At 60.9% G+C, this 17563-nt stretch carries 18 protein-coding genes and 1 tRNA gene; 15 read left to right on the top strand and 4 right to left on the bottom strand.

The genetic code is table 11. The features are described from left to right. Nucleotides 1-59: 59 nt before the first annotated feature. From CTATCC11996_RS05765 to pdxA, 5 genes are all read left to right on the top strand, one after another. Nucleotides 60-809: an enoyl-CoA hydratase/isomerase family protein gene (locus tag CTATCC11996_RS05765; protein ID WP_003074035.1), complete on the top strand. Its 750-nt coding sequence runs from the start codon at nt 60-62 to the stop codon at nt 807-809. Between the two features lie 51 nt (nt 810-860). Beyond that, nucleotides 861-1823, top strand: coding sequence for a tripartite tricarboxylate transporter substrate binding protein (locus CTATCC11996_RS05760; RefSeq protein ID WP_003074033.1), 963 nt, complete (start codon nt 861-863; stop codon nt 1821-1823). Nucleotides 1824-1852: 29 nt separating this feature from the next. After that, entirely contained in the window at nt 1853-3427 is a 1575-nt protein-coding gene (locus tag CTATCC11996_RS05755; protein WP_003074031.1) for a malonate--CoA ligase, read from the top strand. Nucleotides 3428-3542: 115 nt separating this feature from the next. Beyond that, nucleotides 3543-4301 carry a Nif3-like dinuclear metal center hexameric protein gene (locus CTATCC11996_RS05750; protein ID WP_003074029.1) on the top strand — a complete coding sequence of 253 codons (759 nt, stop codon included), beginning with the start codon at nt 3543-3545 and terminating at the stop codon, nt 4299-4301. Nucleotides 4302-4382: 81 nt separating this feature from the next. After that, on the top strand, nt 4383-5441 hold the full coding sequence (gene pdxA, locus CTATCC11996_RS05745; protein WP_003074028.1) for a 4-hydroxythreonine-4-phosphate dehydrogenase PdxA: 1059 nt from the start codon (nt 4383-4385) through the stop codon (nt 5439-5441). A gap of 114 nt (nt 5442-5555) precedes the next feature. On the opposite strand, the gene mscL is transcribed toward pdxA, so the two are convergent. After that, on the bottom strand, nt 5556-5990 hold the full coding sequence (gene mscL, locus CTATCC11996_RS05740; RefSeq protein ID WP_003058572.1) for a large conductance mechanosensitive channel protein MscL: 435 nt from the start codon (nt 5988-5990) through the stop codon (nt 5556-5558). Further along, a complete protein-coding gene (locus tag CTATCC11996_RS26110) occupies nt 5965-6141 on the bottom strand; it encodes a hypothetical protein (protein ID WP_167006308.1) in 177 nt (58 codons plus the stop codon). Before CTATCC11996_RS26110 ends, mscL begins: the two co-directional genes overlap by 26 nt. Here CTATCC11996_RS26110 and petA point away from each other — a divergent pair. The 6 genes from petA (at nt 6140) to CTATCC11996_RS05710 (ending at nt 10435) form a co-directional block, all read left to right on the top strand. Continuing rightward, nucleotides 6140-6742, top strand: a complete 603-nt coding sequence (petA, locus tag CTATCC11996_RS05735) for a ubiquinol-cytochrome c reductase iron-sulfur subunit (protein WP_003074025.1) — start codon at nt 6140-6142, stop codon at nt 6740-6742. The two genes, CTATCC11996_RS26110 and petA, sit on opposite strands and share 2 nt — an antisense overlap. A gap of 14 nt (nt 6743-6756) precedes the next feature. Beyond that, the gene (locus CTATCC11996_RS05730) at nt 6757-8172 is read left to right on the top strand and encodes a cytochrome b (protein WP_003074023.1); all 1416 of its coding nucleotides are present in this window, start codon (nt 6757-6759) and stop codon (nt 8170-8172) included. Nucleotides 8173-8189: 17 nt separating this feature from the next. Then, nucleotides 8190-8945 carry a cytochrome c1 gene (locus CTATCC11996_RS05725; RefSeq protein ID WP_003074021.1) on the top strand — a complete coding sequence of 252 codons (756 nt, stop codon included), beginning with the start codon at nt 8190-8192 and terminating at the stop codon, nt 8943-8945. Between the two features lie 100 nt (nt 8946-9045). Continuing rightward, complete coding sequence (locus CTATCC11996_RS05720) at nt 9046-9657, top strand: glutathione S-transferase N-terminal domain-containing protein (protein ID WP_003058564.1); 612 nt, start codon at nt 9046-9048, stop codon at nt 9655-9657. A 99-nt stretch (nt 9658-9756) separates the two neighbouring features. Further along, nucleotides 9757-10275: a ClpXP protease specificity-enhancing factor gene (locus CTATCC11996_RS05715; protein ID WP_034348268.1), complete on the top strand. Its 519-nt coding sequence runs from the start codon at nt 9757-9759 to the stop codon at nt 10273-10275. Nucleotides 10276-10359: 84 nt separating this feature from the next. Next, nucleotides 10360-10435 (top strand) — tRNA-Thr (locus CTATCC11996_RS05710). A gap of 52 nt (nt 10436-10487) precedes the next feature. Here the strand turns inward: CTATCC11996_RS05710 and CTATCC11996_RS05705 are convergent. Continuing rightward, nucleotides 10488-10796 (bottom strand): hypothetical protein, encoded by a 309-nt coding sequence (locus CTATCC11996_RS05705; RefSeq protein WP_003074017.1) that lies wholly within the window; start codon nt 10794-10796, stop codon nt 10488-10490. Between the two features lie 315 nt (nt 10797-11111). Between CTATCC11996_RS05705 and secA the strand changes: the two genes are divergently transcribed. The 4 genes from secA to CTATCC11996_RS05685 all read left to right on the top strand — a co-directional run bounded on the left by secA (nt 11112) and on the right by CTATCC11996_RS05685 (nt 17170). Further along, complete coding sequence (secA, locus tag CTATCC11996_RS05700) at nt 11112-13871, top strand: preprotein translocase subunit SecA (protein WP_003074014.1); 2760 nt, start codon at nt 11112-11114, stop codon at nt 13869-13871. 377 nt (nt 13872-14248) lie between these two features. Continuing rightward, nucleotides 14249-15478 carry a bifunctional glutamate N-acetyltransferase/amino-acid acetyltransferase ArgJ gene (argJ, locus tag CTATCC11996_RS05695; protein ID WP_003074012.1) on the top strand — a complete coding sequence of 410 codons (1230 nt, stop codon included), beginning with the start codon at nt 14249-14251 and terminating at the stop codon, nt 15476-15478. A gap of 273 nt (nt 15479-15751) precedes the next feature. After that, nucleotides 15752-16687, top strand: a complete 936-nt coding sequence (locus CTATCC11996_RS05690) for an ATP-binding protein (protein ID WP_034348267.1) — start codon at nt 15752-15754, stop codon at nt 16685-16687. Between the two features lie 12 nt (nt 16688-16699). Beyond that, a complete protein-coding gene (locus CTATCC11996_RS05685) occupies nt 16700-17170 on the top strand; it encodes an NUDIX domain-containing protein (RefSeq protein WP_003074008.1) in 471 nt (156 codons plus the stop codon). A 117-nt stretch (nt 17171-17287) separates the two neighbouring features. Here the strand turns inward: CTATCC11996_RS05685 and CTATCC11996_RS05680 are convergent, their stop codons facing one another. After that, a complete protein-coding gene (locus CTATCC11996_RS05680) occupies nt 17288-17500 on the bottom strand; it encodes a DNA gyrase inhibitor YacG (RefSeq protein ID WP_003058551.1) in 213 nt (70 codons plus the stop codon). Between the last annotated feature and the right edge of the window lie 63 nt (nt 17501-17563).

Below are 17563 nucleotides of genomic sequence, written 5' to 3'. Positions count from 1 at the left end.
GTGAAGATTTGAGGTTCATTGTTCAATATTAGATATATCTATTTATATGTCTGATACGCATGAATCCAAGGCTGCACTACCAAGACCATATCGCAACCATTACTCTCCAGCGTCCCACGGTGGCAAACCGCCTGGCGCCCGATGACTTGCCGGTGCTCATGGAATCCATCCAGAGCGTCAATCGCAGAAAGGATGTACGGGTGCTGGTACTGCGTAGCGAAGGCAAGTATTTCTGCAGTGGCTACGATATATCACAAATCGAAAACAGCCAGAGCGAAGGCAGCAGCTTCGGCGAGATGGTGGACGTGGTGGAGCAGTGCCGTGCGGTGACCATCGCCGCCATCCAGGGCGGCGTCTATGGCGGCGCGACCGATCTGGCGCTGGCTTGCGACTTTCGCGTGGGCTCGATGGCGGCGGACATGTTCATGCCTGCAGCGCGGCTGGGCCTGCATTTCTATGCCTCGGGAATGGAGCGCTATGTCAGCCGCCTGGGACTCGATACCGCCAAGCGCCTGTTCCTGACCGGCGAGCGCCTGGATGCCGAGCAGATGAAAGCCTGCGGCTTTCTGACGCATCTGGCGGCGCCGCAGCAGCTCGACGAGACCGTGGCGGCTCTGGCCGAGACGATCAGCGCAATGGCGCCCCTGGCTTTGTCCGGCATGAAGAAACACCTGAACCTGATTGCAAGTGGTCGCCAAGATCGCGAGGCGATTGCGCGCGACGTGCAGCGCTCGGTCGAGTCCGCGGACCTGCGCGAAGGCGGCCTGGCCTGGCGCGAGAAGCGCGTACCGGTTTTCAAAGGCTGCTAGCGCCTCACTGGCGCCGAAAAAACAACCCTAGCTTCCATCAAGGAGACAAGCATGTTCAAGAAAGCATTGGTATCGGCCTGCCTGCTGAGCGCCAGCGCCCTGGCGCTGGCGGACGCCTACCCGTCGCGCCCCATCACGCTGATGGTGGGTTTTCCGCCCGGCGGCGGTGCCGACGCGGTGGCGCGCATCGTCAGCGAGAAGCTGGGGCGGGTGCTGAACCAGGCGGTGGTGGTGGACAACCGCCCCGGTGCAGGCACGACGATTGCGTCGGATATGGTGGCGCGGGCACCTGCGGATGGCTATACCCTGCTGCTGGGCTCCGCCAATCTCTATGGCACGGACCAGATTCTCTATAAGAGTGCGCGCTATGACGGCGTCAAAAGTTTCACGCCCATCATGCGCTGGAGCGATTCGCCGATGCTGCTGGCGGTGAAAAAGGACTTTCCCGAGAAATCCGTGGCCGGCCTGATAGAGCGGGCGCGCAAGAACCCCGGCAAGCTCAGCTATTCCTCGTCTGGCACGGGCGTGGTCACGCATCTGGCAGGGGCTTCGTTTGCACATGCCGCCGGCATCGACATGCTGCATGTGCCGTTCAAGGGCGGCGCGCCGTCGATTCAGGCCGTGGGTGCGGGCGATGTGGACATGACCTTCGGCACGCCGCCTTCGGTGATGCCCATGGCCGCTGGCGGCAAGCTGCGCATCATGGCCGTGACGACGGCCCAGCGCTCGCAGCTGTTCCCCGATCTGCCGGCCATGCAGGAGTCCGGCATCGATGGGGCGGACTTCACGCTCTGGTTCGGTCTCTACGGGCCGGCCAAGCTGCCCAGGGAGATCACGCAAAAGCTGTTCGAGGCCAGCCGCCAGGCCTTGAGCGACCCGGAAGTCAAGGCCAAGCTCGAAAAGCAGGGCGTCGTGGCCTATCCCTCGGCATCGCCCCAGGAGTTCGAGGCCTGGGCCCAGGCCGACGGCAAGAAGCAAAAAGCCGTGGCCGAGCGCGCCATGGCGGGGCAATGAAGCGGTTTCCAGCAAAGAGAGTTATCCATATGTCTGACATGAACATGTTCGCCGCACTGCGCGCGGCTTTCCCGGCCGATCTGGACGAGGTCGCCATCGAGGCCGTATCGCCCCAGGCTCCGGCCGACGCGCCGCTTCTCTATACCTGGCGCGACCTGGACCGCATGAGCGCACGCATGGCGAATCTACTGGCCTCGCTCGATCTGCCCGCCGCCAGCCGTATCGCGGTGCAGGTGGAAAAATCGGTCGAGGCGCTGATGCTGTATCTGGCCACCTTGCGCGCCGGCCATGTGTTCCTGCCGCTCAACACTGCCTACCAGAGCGCCGAAATCGAATATTTCATCGGCAATGCCGAGCCCGCCGTGGTGGTCTGTACGCCCGCCAATGCGGACTGGGTGGCAAAGGTGGCGGCGGACTGCGGCACTCAGCATGTCTTCACGCTGGGCGAAGCGCAGGACGGCAGCCTGCTGGAGCAGGCGCTGCGCTTCGACGAGGAGCATGCGCCTGTGCCGCGCCAGGCCGACGATCTGGCCGCCATCCTCTACACCAGTGGCACCACAGGGCGCAGCAAGGGAGCGATGCTCTCGCATGGCAATCTGCTCTCGAACGCGCTCATCCTCAAGCAGTACTGGGGCTGGCGCACGCGCGAGCAGGGCGGCGACGTGCTGATCCACGCCTTGCCGATCTTTCATGCGCACGGGCTGTTCGTCGCCATCCATGGCGCGCTGATCAATGGCAGCAAGATCATCTGGATGGCGAAATTCGATGCCAGGGCCGTGATCGCGGCCATGCCGCGCGCCACCGTGTTCATGGGCGTGCCCACGCTGTATGTGCGCATGCTGGCCGAGCCGACGCTGACCAGGGCGGCGGCCAGCCGGATGCGGCTGTTCATCTCGGGCTCGGCACCGCTGCTCATCGAGACCTTTGGCGAGTGGCGCCAGCGCACCGGCCACACCATTCTCGAGCGCTATGGCATGAGCGAGACCATCATGCTTACCTCCAATCCCTACGGTCCCGATGCTCGCCACGGCGGGCAGGACGAGCGCCGCGGCGGCACCGTGGGCTTTGCGCTGCCCGGTGTGGGGGTACGCGTGGCGGGCGACAGCGGCCAGCCGCTGCCCACGGGCGAAGTCGGTGCCATCGAGGTCAGCGGACCCAATATCTTCAAAGGTTATTGGCGCATGCCTGAAAAAACAGCGCAGGAGTTCACTGCAGACGGCTGGTTCAGGACCGGCGACGTCGGCAGGGTGGATGAGCGCGGCTATATCACCATTGTGGGTCGCAGCAAGGATCTGATCATCAGCGGCGGCTACAACGTCTACCCGGCGGAGGTCGAAGGCTTTATCAACGACATGCCCGGTGTGGCTGAGAGCGCTCTGGTCGGTGTGCCGCACCCGGATTTCGGTGAGGTGGGTGTGGCGGTGGTGGTCGCCAGGCCGGGGCATTCGCCCGGCAGCGAGGCGATCGTCGCGCAACTGAAAGCGCAGCTCGCCAACTTCAAGATTCCCAAGCGCTGCTTTGTCGTGACGGAGCTGCCGCGCAATGCCATGGGCAAGGTGCAGAAAAACCTGCTGCGTGACCAGTACCAAAGTCTGTTCACTTGAAAAGCATAGCTGCTGTCGCATGCTGTCCAATATTTTCAGCAATTATCAGTGTTGAAATGCTTGTACGGCATGCGATAGATGCTCCTTACTTTGAAACAATCAGGGTGCGACAATCATGGTCATGATGACCACCCGCCAAGACATGTTGCAGGCCTTCGATGCCTTGCTGCAGCCCGAACGCTTCAAGGACTACGGACCCAATGGCCTGCAGGTCGAAGGCAAGAGCGAGATTCGTCGCATCGTCAGCGGTGTGACGGCCAGCCGCGCCTTGATCGAAGCTGCGATCGAGGCCGGGGCCGATGCCATCTTCGTGCATCACGGCCTGTTCTGGCGCGGCATGGATGGGCGCATCACGGGCTGGCTCAAGGAGCGCATCCGCCTGCTGCTGGCGCATGACATCAATCTGTTTGCCTATCACCTGCCGCTGGATGCCCATGCTGAACTGGGCAACAACGCGCAACTGGGTGCCAGGCTGGGCGCGCAGGGTCAGGCCGCATTCGGCGATCAGAACCTGGGCTGGCTGGCCGATGTGGATTTTGCCGATGCCGCCGCTCTGGCCGAACATGTGCAAGGCGTGCTGGGGCGCAAGGTGACGCTGGCCGGTGCGCAAGAGCGCAGGCCGATTCGCAAGCTGGCCTGGTGTACCGGAGGTGCTCAAGGCTTTTTCGAGTCCGCGATTGCCGCCGGCGCCGATGCCTATATCACTGGCGAGATCTCCGAGCCCCAGATGCATCTGGCGCGAGAGATGGGCGTGAGCTTTATCGCTGCCGGCCATCACGCCACTGAGCGCTACGGCGCGCCTGCCGTGGCGGCCCATGTGGCCCAGGAGTGCGGGCTGGAGCACTGCTTCATCGATATCGACAACCCGGCCTGATCAGTTCCCGGACCTTCGTCTCTCACTTTTGATGGCTGCAAGCACTTGGGAACCGAGGAGCTTGCGGCGCTTTGGATGCCTATGTCCGTCATTGCTTCAACCCAAACCATCGCCATCACCCAGGGCGACTGCGCAGGCATAGGGCCTGAAATCATCGCCAAGGCTTTTCGGGCTGCACCACAGGCCATGCGCGGCTGCTTTGTAGTGGGCGAGTTGCAGACTCTGCGCCGGGCGACAGCGCTGGCAGCCCGGGCCGCCGACGGCGATCAGGCCATCGCCCAGCCCGTGGTGGTGATCGATGAGCCGGGCGAAGCCTGGTCTGTTCCAGAAGGTGCTGTCGCACTGCTGAACCTGCCGGGGCTGGCGGGGCCTCAGCCCTATGGCCAGATTTGCGCAGCGGCCGGGCAGGCCGCTGCGCAATGCGTGGTCTGGGCCGCGCAAGCAGCTTTGCGTGGCGAGATTGCCGCCCTGGTCACGGCGCCCTTGCATAAGGAGGCGCTGCATCTGGCAGGCGTGACTTTCCCCGGGCACACGGAACTCCTGCAGGCCGAGGCGGCCGCCCATGCGGGCGTTTCGCTCGAGCAGATGCCGGTGCGCATGATGCTGGCGAACGACGAGTTGCGCACCGTGCTGGTCAGCATCCATGTCTCGCTGCGCGAGGCCATTGAGGCCGTGACCGGGCCGCAGATCCTGCAGACCTTGCGCATCACGCATCAGGCGCTGAGCAGGAGCCTGGGGCGTGCGCCTCGCATTGCCGTGGCAGGGCTCAATCCGCATGCGGGCGAGGGCGGCATCTTCGGACGTGAAGAAATCGAGATCATTGCCCCAGCGATCTCGGCAGCGCAGGCCGAAGGCATGGATGTGCAGGGGCCGTTTGCGCCGGACACGGTCTTCATGCGGGCGCGAAATACGCCAGATCACCCGGGTGAATTCGATGCGGTGTTGGCGATGTACCACGACCAAGGGTTGATCCCAGTCAAATATTTGGGTGTGGAAAAAGGTGTCAACGTGACCCTGGGTTTGCCGCTGGTGCGCACCAGTCCCGACCATGGCACAGCCTTTGACATTGCCGGCCTGGGCGTGGCCGACGAGGCCAGCCTGCTCGAAGCCGTGCACATGGCCCGCAGTCTGGCGAGCTGACGCTTGCTCAGCGGCGGCTCAGTGCGTTGGCCGTCCGGATGCATGCACGGCATGCGCTCCCATGAAAAAAGCCTGCCGGGCCGGCAGGCTTGCAGTCATCAGACCTGAAGGATCTCAAGCCTTGCGATTGAGGCTGTCGCGGATCTCGCGTAGCAGCTGAATGTCTTCAGGGGTAGCGGGTGCTTGCTCCGGTGCCGCAGGTGCCTCGCGCTTGAGGCGGTTGATCTGCTTGACCATCATGAAAATGATGAACGCCAGAATCACGAAATTCACGGCAACCGTGATGAAGTTGCCGTAGGCAAACACAGGAATGCCGGCTTTTTTCAGTGCATCCAGAGTACGAGGAACTCCCTCGGGCATGGTGCCCAGAACGACGAACAGGTTGGAGAAATCCAGCTTGCCAAAGAACAGGCCCACCAGAGGCATGATGAGGTCGTTGACCACGGAGTCAACGATTTTCCCGAACGCGCCGCCGATGATCACGCCCACGGCCAGATCCATGACGTTTCCCTTGATTGCGAACTCACGGAATTCTTGCATCATGCCCATAAGCAGTTCCAGTCACTAAGAGTTTGAGATAGCGCAGTATTGCGTGACTTTGGCGGTTGTCAACGTCGGACTGGGGCTGGAATAACCATAACCCCACCGCTAGAATTTGCAGTTGACCCCAAATCAAGCGATGTACTTCGAGGAAATCCATGAGTGACTCTCCAGTCGACTCCAGCAAGCGCACGTGGATCATCACGTCAGCATGTGCTGGTGCCGTGGGCGGTATGGCAACGGCCGTCCCTTTTGTGAGCTCCTTCCAGCCTTCTGAAAAAGCCAAAGCAGCAGGTGCTGCGGTAGAGGTGGATATCTCCAATCTCAAGGATGGTGAGAAGCTCACCGTCGAGTGGCGTGGCAAGCCGGTGTGGATCATCAAGCGCACACCCGAGCAGCTCAAGGACCTGCCTGGCCTCGATGGCGAACTGGCGGACCCGAAATCGGCGCGTCATCCCGAAGAGTTCACGCCTCCCTATGCGCAAAATGAAGCGCGCTCCATCAAGCCTGAAATCCTGGTAGTCGTGGGCATCTGCACCCACCTGGGCTGCTCACCCACCGACAAGTTCGTTGCCGGGCCCCAGCCTTCGCTGCCCGCAGACTGGAAGGGCGGTTTCCTGTGCCCATGCCATGGCTCCACCTTTGACATGGCCGGCCGGGTGTTCAAGAACAAGCCAGCGCCGGACAACCTGCAGGTGCCGCCACATATGTATCTGTCCGACACCAAGCTGCTGATTGGTGAAGACACCAAGGCAGCCTGAGGGAGACAAGAACAATGGCCCACGAATTCAAGCAAATCGACCCGAACTCCACGACCGGAGCGAAGGCCATGAACTGGCTGGAGAACCGGTTTCCGACGGCATTCGATGCGTACCGCGTCCATATGTCGGAGTACTACGCTCCCAAGAACTTCAACTTCTGGTACATCTTCGGCTCGCTGGCGCTGCTGGTGCTGGTGATCCAGATCGTCACCGGCATCTTCCTGGTGATGCACTACAAGCCCGACGCCGAAAAGGCGTTTGCTTCCGTGGAATACATCATGCGTGATGTGCCCTGGGGCTGGCTGATCCGCTACATGCACTCCACGGGCGCCTCGGCGTTCTTTGTGGTGGTCTATCTGCATATGTTCCGCGGTCTTCTGTACGGCTCTTACCGCAAACCGCGTGAGTTGGTCTGGATCTTCGGCTGCGCCATCTTCCTGGTGCTGATGGCCGAAGCCTTCATGGGCTATCTGCTGCCCTGGGGCCAGATGTCGTACTGGGGCGCCCAGGTGATCGTGAACCTGTTCTCCGCCATCCCCTTTGTCGGTCCCGATCTGGCCTTGCTGATTCGCGGCGACTATGTGGTGGGCGATGCGACGCTGAACCGCTTCTTCAGCTTCCACGTGATCGCCGTGCCCCTGGTGCTGCTGGGTCTGGTCGTGGCGCATTTGCTGGCGCTGCACGATGTGGGCTCCAACAATCCCGACGGTATCGAGATCAAGGGTCCGAATGCGCCCAAGGATGAAAAGGGTCGCCCTCTGGATGGCGTGCCCTTCCACCCTTACTACACGGTGCATGACATCTTTGGCGTGACGGTGTTCCTGTTCCTGTTCTCGGCCGTGGTGTTCTTTGCGCCCGAGTTCGGCGGCTACTTCCTGGAGTACAACAACTTCATCCCTGCCGACCCGCTCAAGACGCCCAATCACATTGCCCCTGTCTGGTACTTCACGCCCTTCTATTCGATGCTGCGTGCCATCACCGGCGAGATGATGTATGTGCTGATCGCCTGCGTGGTGCTGGGTGCCGGCTACGGCATTCTGAAGTCGCGCCTGCCCGGTTTTGCCAAGGGGGCTGTGGCCATCGTGGCGCTGGGTGCCATCGCCATGATGCTGTCCATCGACGCCAAGTTCTGGGGCGTGGTCGTCATGGGTGGTGCGGTCATCATCCTGTTTGCCCTGCCCTGGCTCGATTGCAGCCCGGTCAAGTCGATCCGCTATCGTCCCAGCTGGCACAAATATGTGTATGCAGTGTTTGTGGTGAATTTCGTCGTCCTGGCCTATCTGGGTGTGCAGCCTCCATCGCCGATTGGCGAGAAGGTGTCTCAGGTCGGCACGCTGTTCTACTTCGGCTTCTTCCTGCTCATGCCCTGGTGGAGTCGCTTGGGCGAGACCAAGCCCGTGCCCGAGCGTGTGACCTTCAAGCCTCACTGAAGCAGGAGAGAACAAGAATGAAGAAACTGATTCTGACCCTGGTTGCGGCCCTGGGTATTGCCGGTGCCGCGCAAGCCTCCGAAGGCGGCATCCACTGGGACAAGGCGCCGGTCAACACCAGCGACACGGCATCCCTGCAAAACGGTGCCAAGATCTTTGTCAACTACTGCCTGAGCTGCCACTCCGCTGCCTTCATGCGTTTCAACCGCCTGAAGGACATCGGTCTGACCGATCAGGACATCAAGGACAACCTGTTGTTCTCCACCGACAAGGTGGGCGAGACCATGAAGGCAGCCATCAATCCCAAGGAAGCCAAGGAGTGGTTCGGTGCCAACCCTCCCGATTTGACCGTGATCGCGCGCTCGCGCGCCGGCTCGGGCGGCTCGGGAGCTGATTACCTGTATACCTTCTTGCGTACTTTCTACAGGGATGACACCAAGGCCACAGGCTGGAATAATCTCGCCTTTCCCAGCGTAGGCATGCCGCATGCGCTGTGGGAGCTGCAGGGCGAGCGTCGCGCCATCTTCGAAGAACATGACGACCATGGAACTAAGACCCAGGTCTTCAAGGGTTGGGAGCAGGTGTCTCCTGGCAAGATGAGCGCAGTGCAGTACGATCAGGCAGTTGGCGATCTGGTGAATTACCTGCAATGGATGGGGGAGCCGGCTCAGAACACCCGAACCCGTATCGGGGTGGGCGTGTTGATTTTCCTGGCCTTCTTCATCTTTATCGCTTGGCGCCTGAATGCCGCGTTCTGGAAAGACGTGAAATAAGCTTTGCCGCCGTGCAGAAGTTGTCTGCAGCCAAACCGTGTTAGTGCAGAGTGGGGTGCCGTGGGCAACCCACTCTTTTTGATTTTTAGGAGTCTCCACCATGATGGTGCTTTATTCGGGAACGACTTGCCCCTTCTCACACCGCTGCCGCTTTGTGCTGTTTGAAAAAGGCATGGATTTCGAGATCCGCGATGTGGACTTGTTCAGCAAGCCCGAAGAAATCGCCGTGATGAACCCCTATGGTCAAGTGCCAATCCTGGTCGAGCGCGACCTGATTCTGTACGAGTCCAACATCATCAACGAGTACATCGACGAGCGCTTTCCCCATCCTCAGCTGATGCCTGGCGACCCTGTGGACCGTGCCCGTGTGCGCCTGTTCCTGCTGAACTTCGAAAAGGAACTGTTCGTGCACGTGAGCGCTCTGGAAGAGCGCAACGTCAAGGGCAATGAAAAGGCTCTGGAAAAGGCTCGTGCCCATATCCGTGACCGCCTGACCCAGATGGCCCCCATCTTCCTGAAGAACAAGTACATCATGGGCGAGAACTTCTCCATGCTGGATGTGGCCATTGCTCCGCTGCTGTGGCGCCTGGACTACTACGGCATCGAGCTGTCCAAGAATGCCGCTCCTTTGCTCAAGTATGCCGAGCGCATCTTCTCGCGTCCCGCTTACATTGAAGCGCTGACGCCTTCGGAAAAGGTCATGCGCAAGTAATTGCACATGAGCGCAGAGCGGGCATGCTGAAGGGATTTCCTTCATCTGCCCGCTTTTTTGTCTTTGCAATCTTCTGGATTTGATTCGTCAGGAAACGAGATGACAGCCCCTGAAACGACTTCAACCCGTCCGTATCTGCTGCGGGCTCTGTTTGAATGGTGTACCGATAATGGTTTGACGCCGCATATCGCCGTGCGTGTGGATCGCAGCACCCAGGTGCCCATGGAGTTTGTGCGTGATGGTCAGATCGTGCTCAACATCAGCTATGACGCGACCAGCGGCCTGCTGATCGGCAATGAATATGTTGAATTCAAGGCGCGCTTTGGCGGCCAGCCCCGGGAAATCATGGTGCCTGTGGCGAACGTCATGGCCATCTATGCCCGCGAGACCGGCCAGGGCATGGCCTTCCCGCCCGAGGAGAACGAAGTCCCCGAGGATGGCGATGCGCCATCGATGGAGGATGTCGAGCCCGATATGGAGTCGGAAGAGGAGTCCTCGGCCGAGCGCGTGGTGCAACTGGTTCCTGTCAAGGCGGAAGCAGAAGCTTCCGACGAAGATGATGCGCCTCGTACGCCGCCACCCGCAGGCGGCCGTCCGGCGCTCAAGCGTGTGAAGTAGTCCGGCCAGTGTTTTTGCCGGTAGATCGGGAAATTTCAGGATTCTTCTTTTGGGGCTGAATTTCTACGTTAGAATTCAGTCTTCGCCGGTTTAGCTCAGTTGGTAGAGCACCCGCCTTGTAAGCGGTAGGTCGTCAGTTCGAATCCGACAACCGGCACCAAACAAATAGGTCTCTTCGGAGGCCTTTTTTGTTTTTTAGTACCTAAAAAGCCTTATCGGGCCTGAACTTTGATGCGGATGCTGGTGACAGCCCATCCCTTGGTGCGCAGATGAGCCGCCATGGCTGGCAGCAGTTGGCGCACTTTGGCTGCCGCTGCGTTGTTTTTCACGATCAGGCACCAGCCGTCTTCATCGATGGGGCCAGCCTGCAAGCTGGCGCGCAGCATGGGCGGAACCAGGGGCAAAACGGCTTTGAGCCGGTTGCTGGAGTCCTGAGTCAGTGCTGCCAGGCGCGCCAATGTGGGAGAAGACTCCATGGCATTGATGGCAGTTACGGCGTGATGGCGGCGAACAATGGTCATGCGAGCGGCAAACAGTTGGGCAAGGGCAAGCCCGAGCTTAGCTCAGCCGGGAATGAACGCCGCAGTGCTGGCTATTTGCGCGTGCAGTGCAATCCCATACGTGCTCTGGAGTAGCGAAAAGCCAAGGCCGGCTTGCGCGGTTAGAATCATTTTTTGGTCCTGTCCCTGTTTGGGGTGCGTCAGGAGGTTTTTTCACCCATTTCGGGTGTGGCTCTTGACTGCCGCAGGGACGGCCCCATCTGAAGACCAACAATCAAGGGATTCTGGACACATTGCTTTGCGCAACATGCAAAAAAGCAATGTGCCTTCGCACGCATGGCCACCAATTTCCTCACCAAACTGTTCGGCAGCCGCAATGACCGGCTGCTCAAGCAATACCGTAAAACAGTCGCTCGCATCAATGCGATGGAGCCTGAGTACGAAAAGCTCAGCGATGAGGCATTGCGCGCCAAGACGCAGGAGTTCAAGGACCGCGTTGCCAAGGGCGAGGCGCTGGACGAGTTGTTGCCCGAAGCCTTTGCCGTAGTGCGTGAAGGCTCCAAGCGCGTCATGAAGATGCGTCACTTCGATGTACAGATGCTGGGCGCCATGGCGCTGCATGATGGCAAGATTGCCGAAATGCGCACCGGTGAAGGCAAGACGCTGACCGCGACGCTGCCCGTGTACCTCAATGCCCTGTCGGGCGAGGGCGTGCATGTCGTGACCGTCAACGATTACCTGGCCAATCGCGATGCCATGACCATGGCTCGCCTGTACAACTTCCTCGGTCTGTCGGTGGGCATCAATCTGCCCAATCTGTCGCGCGAGCAAAAGCAGCAGGCTTACAACTCCGACATCACCTACGGCACGAACAACGAATACGGCTTCGACTACCTGCGTGACAACATGGTGTACGAGCCCGGCGACCGCGTGCAGCGCGTGCTGAACTACGCCATCGTCGACGAGGTGGACTCCATCCTGATCGACGAGGCGCGTACTCCGCTGATCATCTCCGGCCCGGCTGAAGATCACACGGCCATGTACGTGGCCATGAACCAGATCGTGCCGAATCTGGTGCGCCAGGAGGGCGAAGCCGATCCCCGCACGGGTGAAGGCGTGACCAAGCCCGGCGATTTCACGGTCGATGAGAAATCCCATCAGGTTTACCTGACCGATCAAGGCTATGAAGCGGCCGAGCGCTTGCTGGCCCATGCCGGCCTGATCGCCGAAGGCTCGTCCCTGTACGACCCCTCCAATATCTCTCTGGTGCACCATCTGTACGCCGCGCTGCGTGCCAACCAGTTGTATTTCCGCGATCAGCACTATGTGGTGCAGAACGACGAAATCGTGATCGTGGACGAGTTCACCGGCCGTCTGATGGCAGGCCGCCGCTGGAGCGATGGCCTGCACCAGGCCGTGGAAGCCAAGGAAGGTGTGGCCATTCAGGCCGAGAACCAGACCATGGCCTCGATCACCTTCCAGAACTACTTCCGTCTGTACAAGAAGCTGTCGGGCATGACCGGTACTGCCGACACAGAAGCCTACGAATTCCAGGAAATCTATGGCCTGGAAACCGTGGTGGTGCCGCCCAACAAGCCCAGCAAGCGCCAGGACCAGCTCGATCGCGTCTACAAGACCACCAAGGAAAAGTACGACGCGGCGATCAAGGACATCCGCGAGTGCTACGAGCGCGGCCAGCCCGTGCTGGTCGGCACGACCTCGATCGAGAACTCTGAAATCATCGACCAGCTGCTGACCCGCGAAAAGCTGCCTCATCAGGTGCTCAACGCCAAGCAGCATGAGCGCGAGGCCGACATCATTGCCCAGGCGGGCAGTGAAGGCATGATCACCATCGCCACCAATATGGCCGGTCGTGGTACCGACATCGTGCTGGGCGGCAATATCGACAAGCAGCTCAAGGCCATCGAGAGCAACGAGGCACTCAGCGAGACCGAGCGCCAGCAGCAGATCGAGCAGCTGCGTGCCGACTGGCAGGTGGCCCACGACAAGATCGTGGCGCTGGGCGGTCTGCGCATCATCGCCACCGAGCGTCATGAGTCGCGCCGTATCGACAACCAGCTGCGTGGCCGCTCGGGCCGCCAGGGCGACCCCGGTTCCTCGCGCTTCTATCTGAGCCTGGACGACCAGCTGATGCGCATCTTCGCGGGGGACCGAGTCAAGGCCATCATGGACCGCCTGAAGATGCCCGAAGGCGAAGCCATCGAGGCAGGCATCGTGACCCGCTCCATCGAGTCGGCGCAGCGCAAGGTCGAAGCACGCAACTTCGACATGCGCAAGCAGTTGCTGGAATACGACGACGTGGCCAACGACCAGCGCAAGGTGATCTACCAGCAGCGCAACGACATTCTGGATTCGACCGATCTGGGCGGCATGCTGGCCGCCATGCGCGAGGACGTGATCACCGACCTGGTGCGCCAGTATGTGCCGGCCGATTCCATGGAAGAGCAGTGGGATGTGCCCGGCCTGGAGAAGGCTCTGGCCAGCGAATGGCAGATCGATCTTTCCTTGCAGCAGGACGTGGCGGGTTCGGAATCCATCACCGACGAAGACATTCTGGAAAAGGTCGTCAAGGCAGCCCACGATCTGTTCGATGCCAAGGTGGCCTTGATCGGTCAGGAGAACTTCACGCAATTCCAGCGTGCCGTGCTGCTGCAGAGCTTCGACACTAACTGGCGCGACCACCTGGCTGCGCTGGACTATCTGCGCCAGGGCATTCACCTGCGCGGCTATGCCCAGAAGCAGCCCAAGCAGGAATACAAGCGCGAGGCTTTCGAGCTGTTCCGCCAGCTGATCGATCAGGTCAAGACCGAAGTCACCCGCGTGCTGATGACGGTGCAGGTCCGCTCTCGCGAAGAGATGGACGAAGCCGCCGTTGCCATGAACGAGCGCGGCGCGCAGAGCCTGGAGCACATGAACTATGCCTCGCCCTCGGAAACCGAAGGCATGAGCATCGAAGACGACGTGATGCTGGCCGAGCCTCTGGCCATGCCCGAAGGCGTGCATGTGGGCCGCAACGACCCTTGCCCCTGCGGCAGCGGCAAGAAGTTCAAGCTTTGCCACGGCAAGCTGTCCTGACTCCCTGAGGCGCTGGGCGCCTTCCCCTTGAAGGGGGCTCATTGCTGTGGGGCGTCTCTTGCTGGCCGTCTCTGGCTTGGAGCATGCGTTATCGAACAACACGGGCTGCGGCCCGTGTTTGCATTGGGGCGCAGCTTTTTGCGCAACAAAATCCGGCAAGTCCGATCAGGCCTCTGTTTGTTCCGATAATGGGGAACGTTTTGCTTGCAGTCCGAACTTGCCCCGCGGACTGTGAATCAGTGGCGTGCTCCAGGCGAGAGACATCGAGCAAGGGCCGCCCCGCAGCGAGGATGTCGTCCCCCTCCCGCCAGGCGAGAGAGGGGGAAGCCGCGCAGCGGCTCAGGGGGTGTCTTCTACTTTTCTAGGAACATACAGAGATGTCCGTGAATCTTTCCGCTCCCGTCGCCGCTGATCTGCTGGCGATCAATGGCGTTCGCATTGGTGTTACCGAAGCCGGCGTGCGCAAGGCTAATCGCAAGGACCTGACGGTGTTCCTGCTCGACGAAGGCGCCTCGGTGGCCGGCGTGTTCACCCAGAACCGTTTCTGCGCCGCTCCCGTGCAGATCTGCCGCGATCATCTGGCGGCCGGCACCGGCATCCGCGCCATGGTCATCAACACCGGCAATGCCAATGCCGGCACCGGCACAGCCGGTCTGGCCAATGCCCGTGCCACCTGCGCGGCTCTGGCCAAGGAGCTGGACCTGAGCGCGGGCCAGATCCTGCCTTTCTCCACCGGCGTGATCATGGAAGAGCTGCCCGTGGACCGCATCGTGGCGGGCATGCCCAAGGCCATTGCTGCCGCCAAGGCTGATAACTGGGCCACGGCAGCCGAAGGCATCATGACCACCGACACCTTGCCCAAGGCTTTCAGCCGCAGCGTCAGCATTGGCGGCAAGACGGTCTCCATCACCGGCATCAGCAAGGGTGCGGGCATGATCCGTCCCAATATGGCGACCATGCTGGGCTTTCTGGCTACCGATGCGGCGATCGCACCCGAGCTGCTGCAGCCCCTGGTCAAGGAGCTGGCAGACGGCTCCTTCAACCGCGTGACCATTGATGGCGACACTTCCACCAATGACTCGTTTGTGCTGATCGCCACCCACAAGGCAGGCAACGCACAAATCACGGCGCTCTCCAGCGCCGAGGGCGAGCAGCTCAAGGCTGCATTGCTGGAAGTGGCGCAAAAGCTCGCGCAGGCCATTGTTCGCGATGGCGAGGGCGCCACCAAGTTCATCAGCGTCAAGGTCGAGGGCGGCAAGAATGAGGATGAGTGCCGCCTGGTCGCTTACTCCATTGCCCACTCGCCCCTGGTCAAGACGGCCTTTTTTGCTTCGGACCCCAACCTGGGCCGCATCCTGGCCGCTGTGGGCTATGCCGGCATTGCCGATCTGGATCAGACCAAGATCGATCTGTACCTGGACGACGTGCATGTGGTGGTCGACGGCGGACGCAACCCTTCCTACAAGGAAGAAGACGGTCAGCGCGTGATGAAGCAGCAGGAGATCGTGGTGCGCGTGGTGCTGGGTCGTGGCGATGCCGCGCAGACGGTGTGGACCTGCGATCTGAGTCACGAATATGTGACCATCAATGCGGATTACCGGTCGTAATTGAGCACCCCCTGAGCGGCGGCGCCTGGGTGGCCCCGCCGCTTCCCCCTCTCTCTACGCGCTGCGCGCTATGGGAGGGGGACGACAGCCTCGCTGCGCGGCGGCGCTTGCTCGCTGTCCCTTGCTGGTGAGCGCCCCTATTTGGGTGCTTTAATTTCAGGAGCTGTTTTCGCTTGTCTATATTGAGTTTTGATTGCTTTTTAATCTGAAATCAATATCCATCAAGCGCTAGCAGCTATAAAAACAGATGGAGATTTGGTCGTGCAAGATGTGATGAACCCTTTGGAGCGCCTGGTCGAGCGGGCTGAGCAATTGATGCAGCGCATCGAGTCCGTGCTGCCCCAGCCCCTGCAGGCGCCTGCCGACTGGGATGCGGCGATTGCCTGGCGCTACCGCAAGCGCGCGAACGGCTGCGGCGTGCTGGAGCCGGTGCGCCATGTGGGCGCCATGCAGCTGTCCGATCTGCAGAACATCGATGTGCAAAAGGAAAAGATTGCGCGCAATACCGAGCAGTTCGTCAGCGGTCGCACGGCCAACAACGTGCTGCTGACGGGTGCGCGTGGCACGGGCAAGTCCTCGCTGATCCGTGCCTGCCTGCACAGCTATGCGCCCCAGGGTCTGCGTCTGATCGAGGTGGACAAGGCCGATCTGACCGATCTGCCCGACATCGTCGACGTGGTCGCCGGCCGGAGCGAGAAATTCATCATCTATTGCGACGATCTGAGCTTTGAAGAGGGCGAGCCCGGCTACAAGGCCATGAAATCCATGCTGGACGGCTCGGTTTCCGCGGCCACGCCCAATGTGCTGGTCTATGCCACCAGCAACCGCCGCCATCTGCTGCCCGAGTACATGACGGACAACCTTGCGCAGCAAAAAAGCGAGAACGGCGAGATCCACCCCGGCGAGGTGGTGGAGGAGAAAATCTCCCTGTCCGAGCGCTTCGGTCTCTGGGTGAGCTTCTACCCCTTCAGCCAGGACGAATACCTGCGCGTGGTGGCGCAGTGGCTGTCCGCGCTGGGCATGGACCAGGCCACCATTGAGGCGGCCAGGCCCGAAGCCCTGGTCTGGGCGCTGGAGCGCGGCTCGCGCAGCGGCCGTGTGGCCCACCAGTTCGCGCGCGACTATGCGGGCCGCAACGAGCGTCCCGTGACGGTCAAGAAGCGCATTGAAGATGTGGACGGTCTGGCTGAAGAAGCAGACCTGGAATGAAGAAAGAGCCTTGTGGAAGTGACTGCTGAAACACAGGCGCAGCGCAAGCACACGGAAGTGGCCGTGGGCGTGCTGTTGCGCGAATCCGATGGGGCGCTGCTGATTTCAAGCCGCCCTGCAGGCAAGCCTTATGCGGGCTACTGGGAGTTTCCTGGCGGCAAGCTGGAGGCAGGCGAGAGCGTGGAGCAGGCTCTGCGCCGCGAGCTGATCGAAGAGCTGGGCGTGACCATCGGCCAGGCCCATGCCTGGAAGGTGACGGAGCATGACTACCCGCATGCGCTGGTCCGTCTGCACTGGTGCAAGGTGACGCAGTGGACGGGCGAGTTCGAGATGCGCGAGGGCCAGCAGATGGCCTGGCAGCAGTTGCCGCTTGATGTGCACCCCGTCCTGCCGGGCGCCTATCCCGTGCTGCAATGGCTGAGCGAGGAGCGCGGCCTGGTCTTTGATCAAAGCCATTACGAGGCGCAGCAGCCTGAGAATTGAAGCGTTACGCTCCTGAATGGAGAGCGCCTTGCGCCTGTTGAGTCTCGATTTGCTTGGATAAACAAGCTGAAATCAAGAGGTGACGGGTGGAAGGCGCTCTTGTTTTTCTGTTAGAGACTATTGGTTTTCGGTGCGTGGATCACCAAACGGCGCATCTTCGGGAGGCGTCTGAGCCGGAACGCGGAACTCTTCATTGCCCCAGGCGCCCAGATCGATATTGCGGCAGCGCTCGCTGCAGAAGGGGCGGAATTTGTTGCTGGGCAAAAAAACGCTGGGGCCGCCGCAGGTCGGGCATTTCACCATGGTGGGGGATTGCTTGTCAGTGCTCATGGCGTAGATGTATCACAGCTGGAAAACACGGGTGGCCGACCCTGAAAGCCATTGAGCCGCAAT

The organism is Comamonas testosteroni ATCC 11996 (genome assembly GCF_000241525.1).
Lineage (GTDB): Bacteria > Pseudomonadota > Gammaproteobacteria > Burkholderiales > Burkholderiaceae_C > Comamonas > Comamonas testosteroni.
The sequence above is the reverse complement of the archived record's forward strand: the minus strand, read 5'-3'. Positions and strand labels throughout refer to the sequence as shown.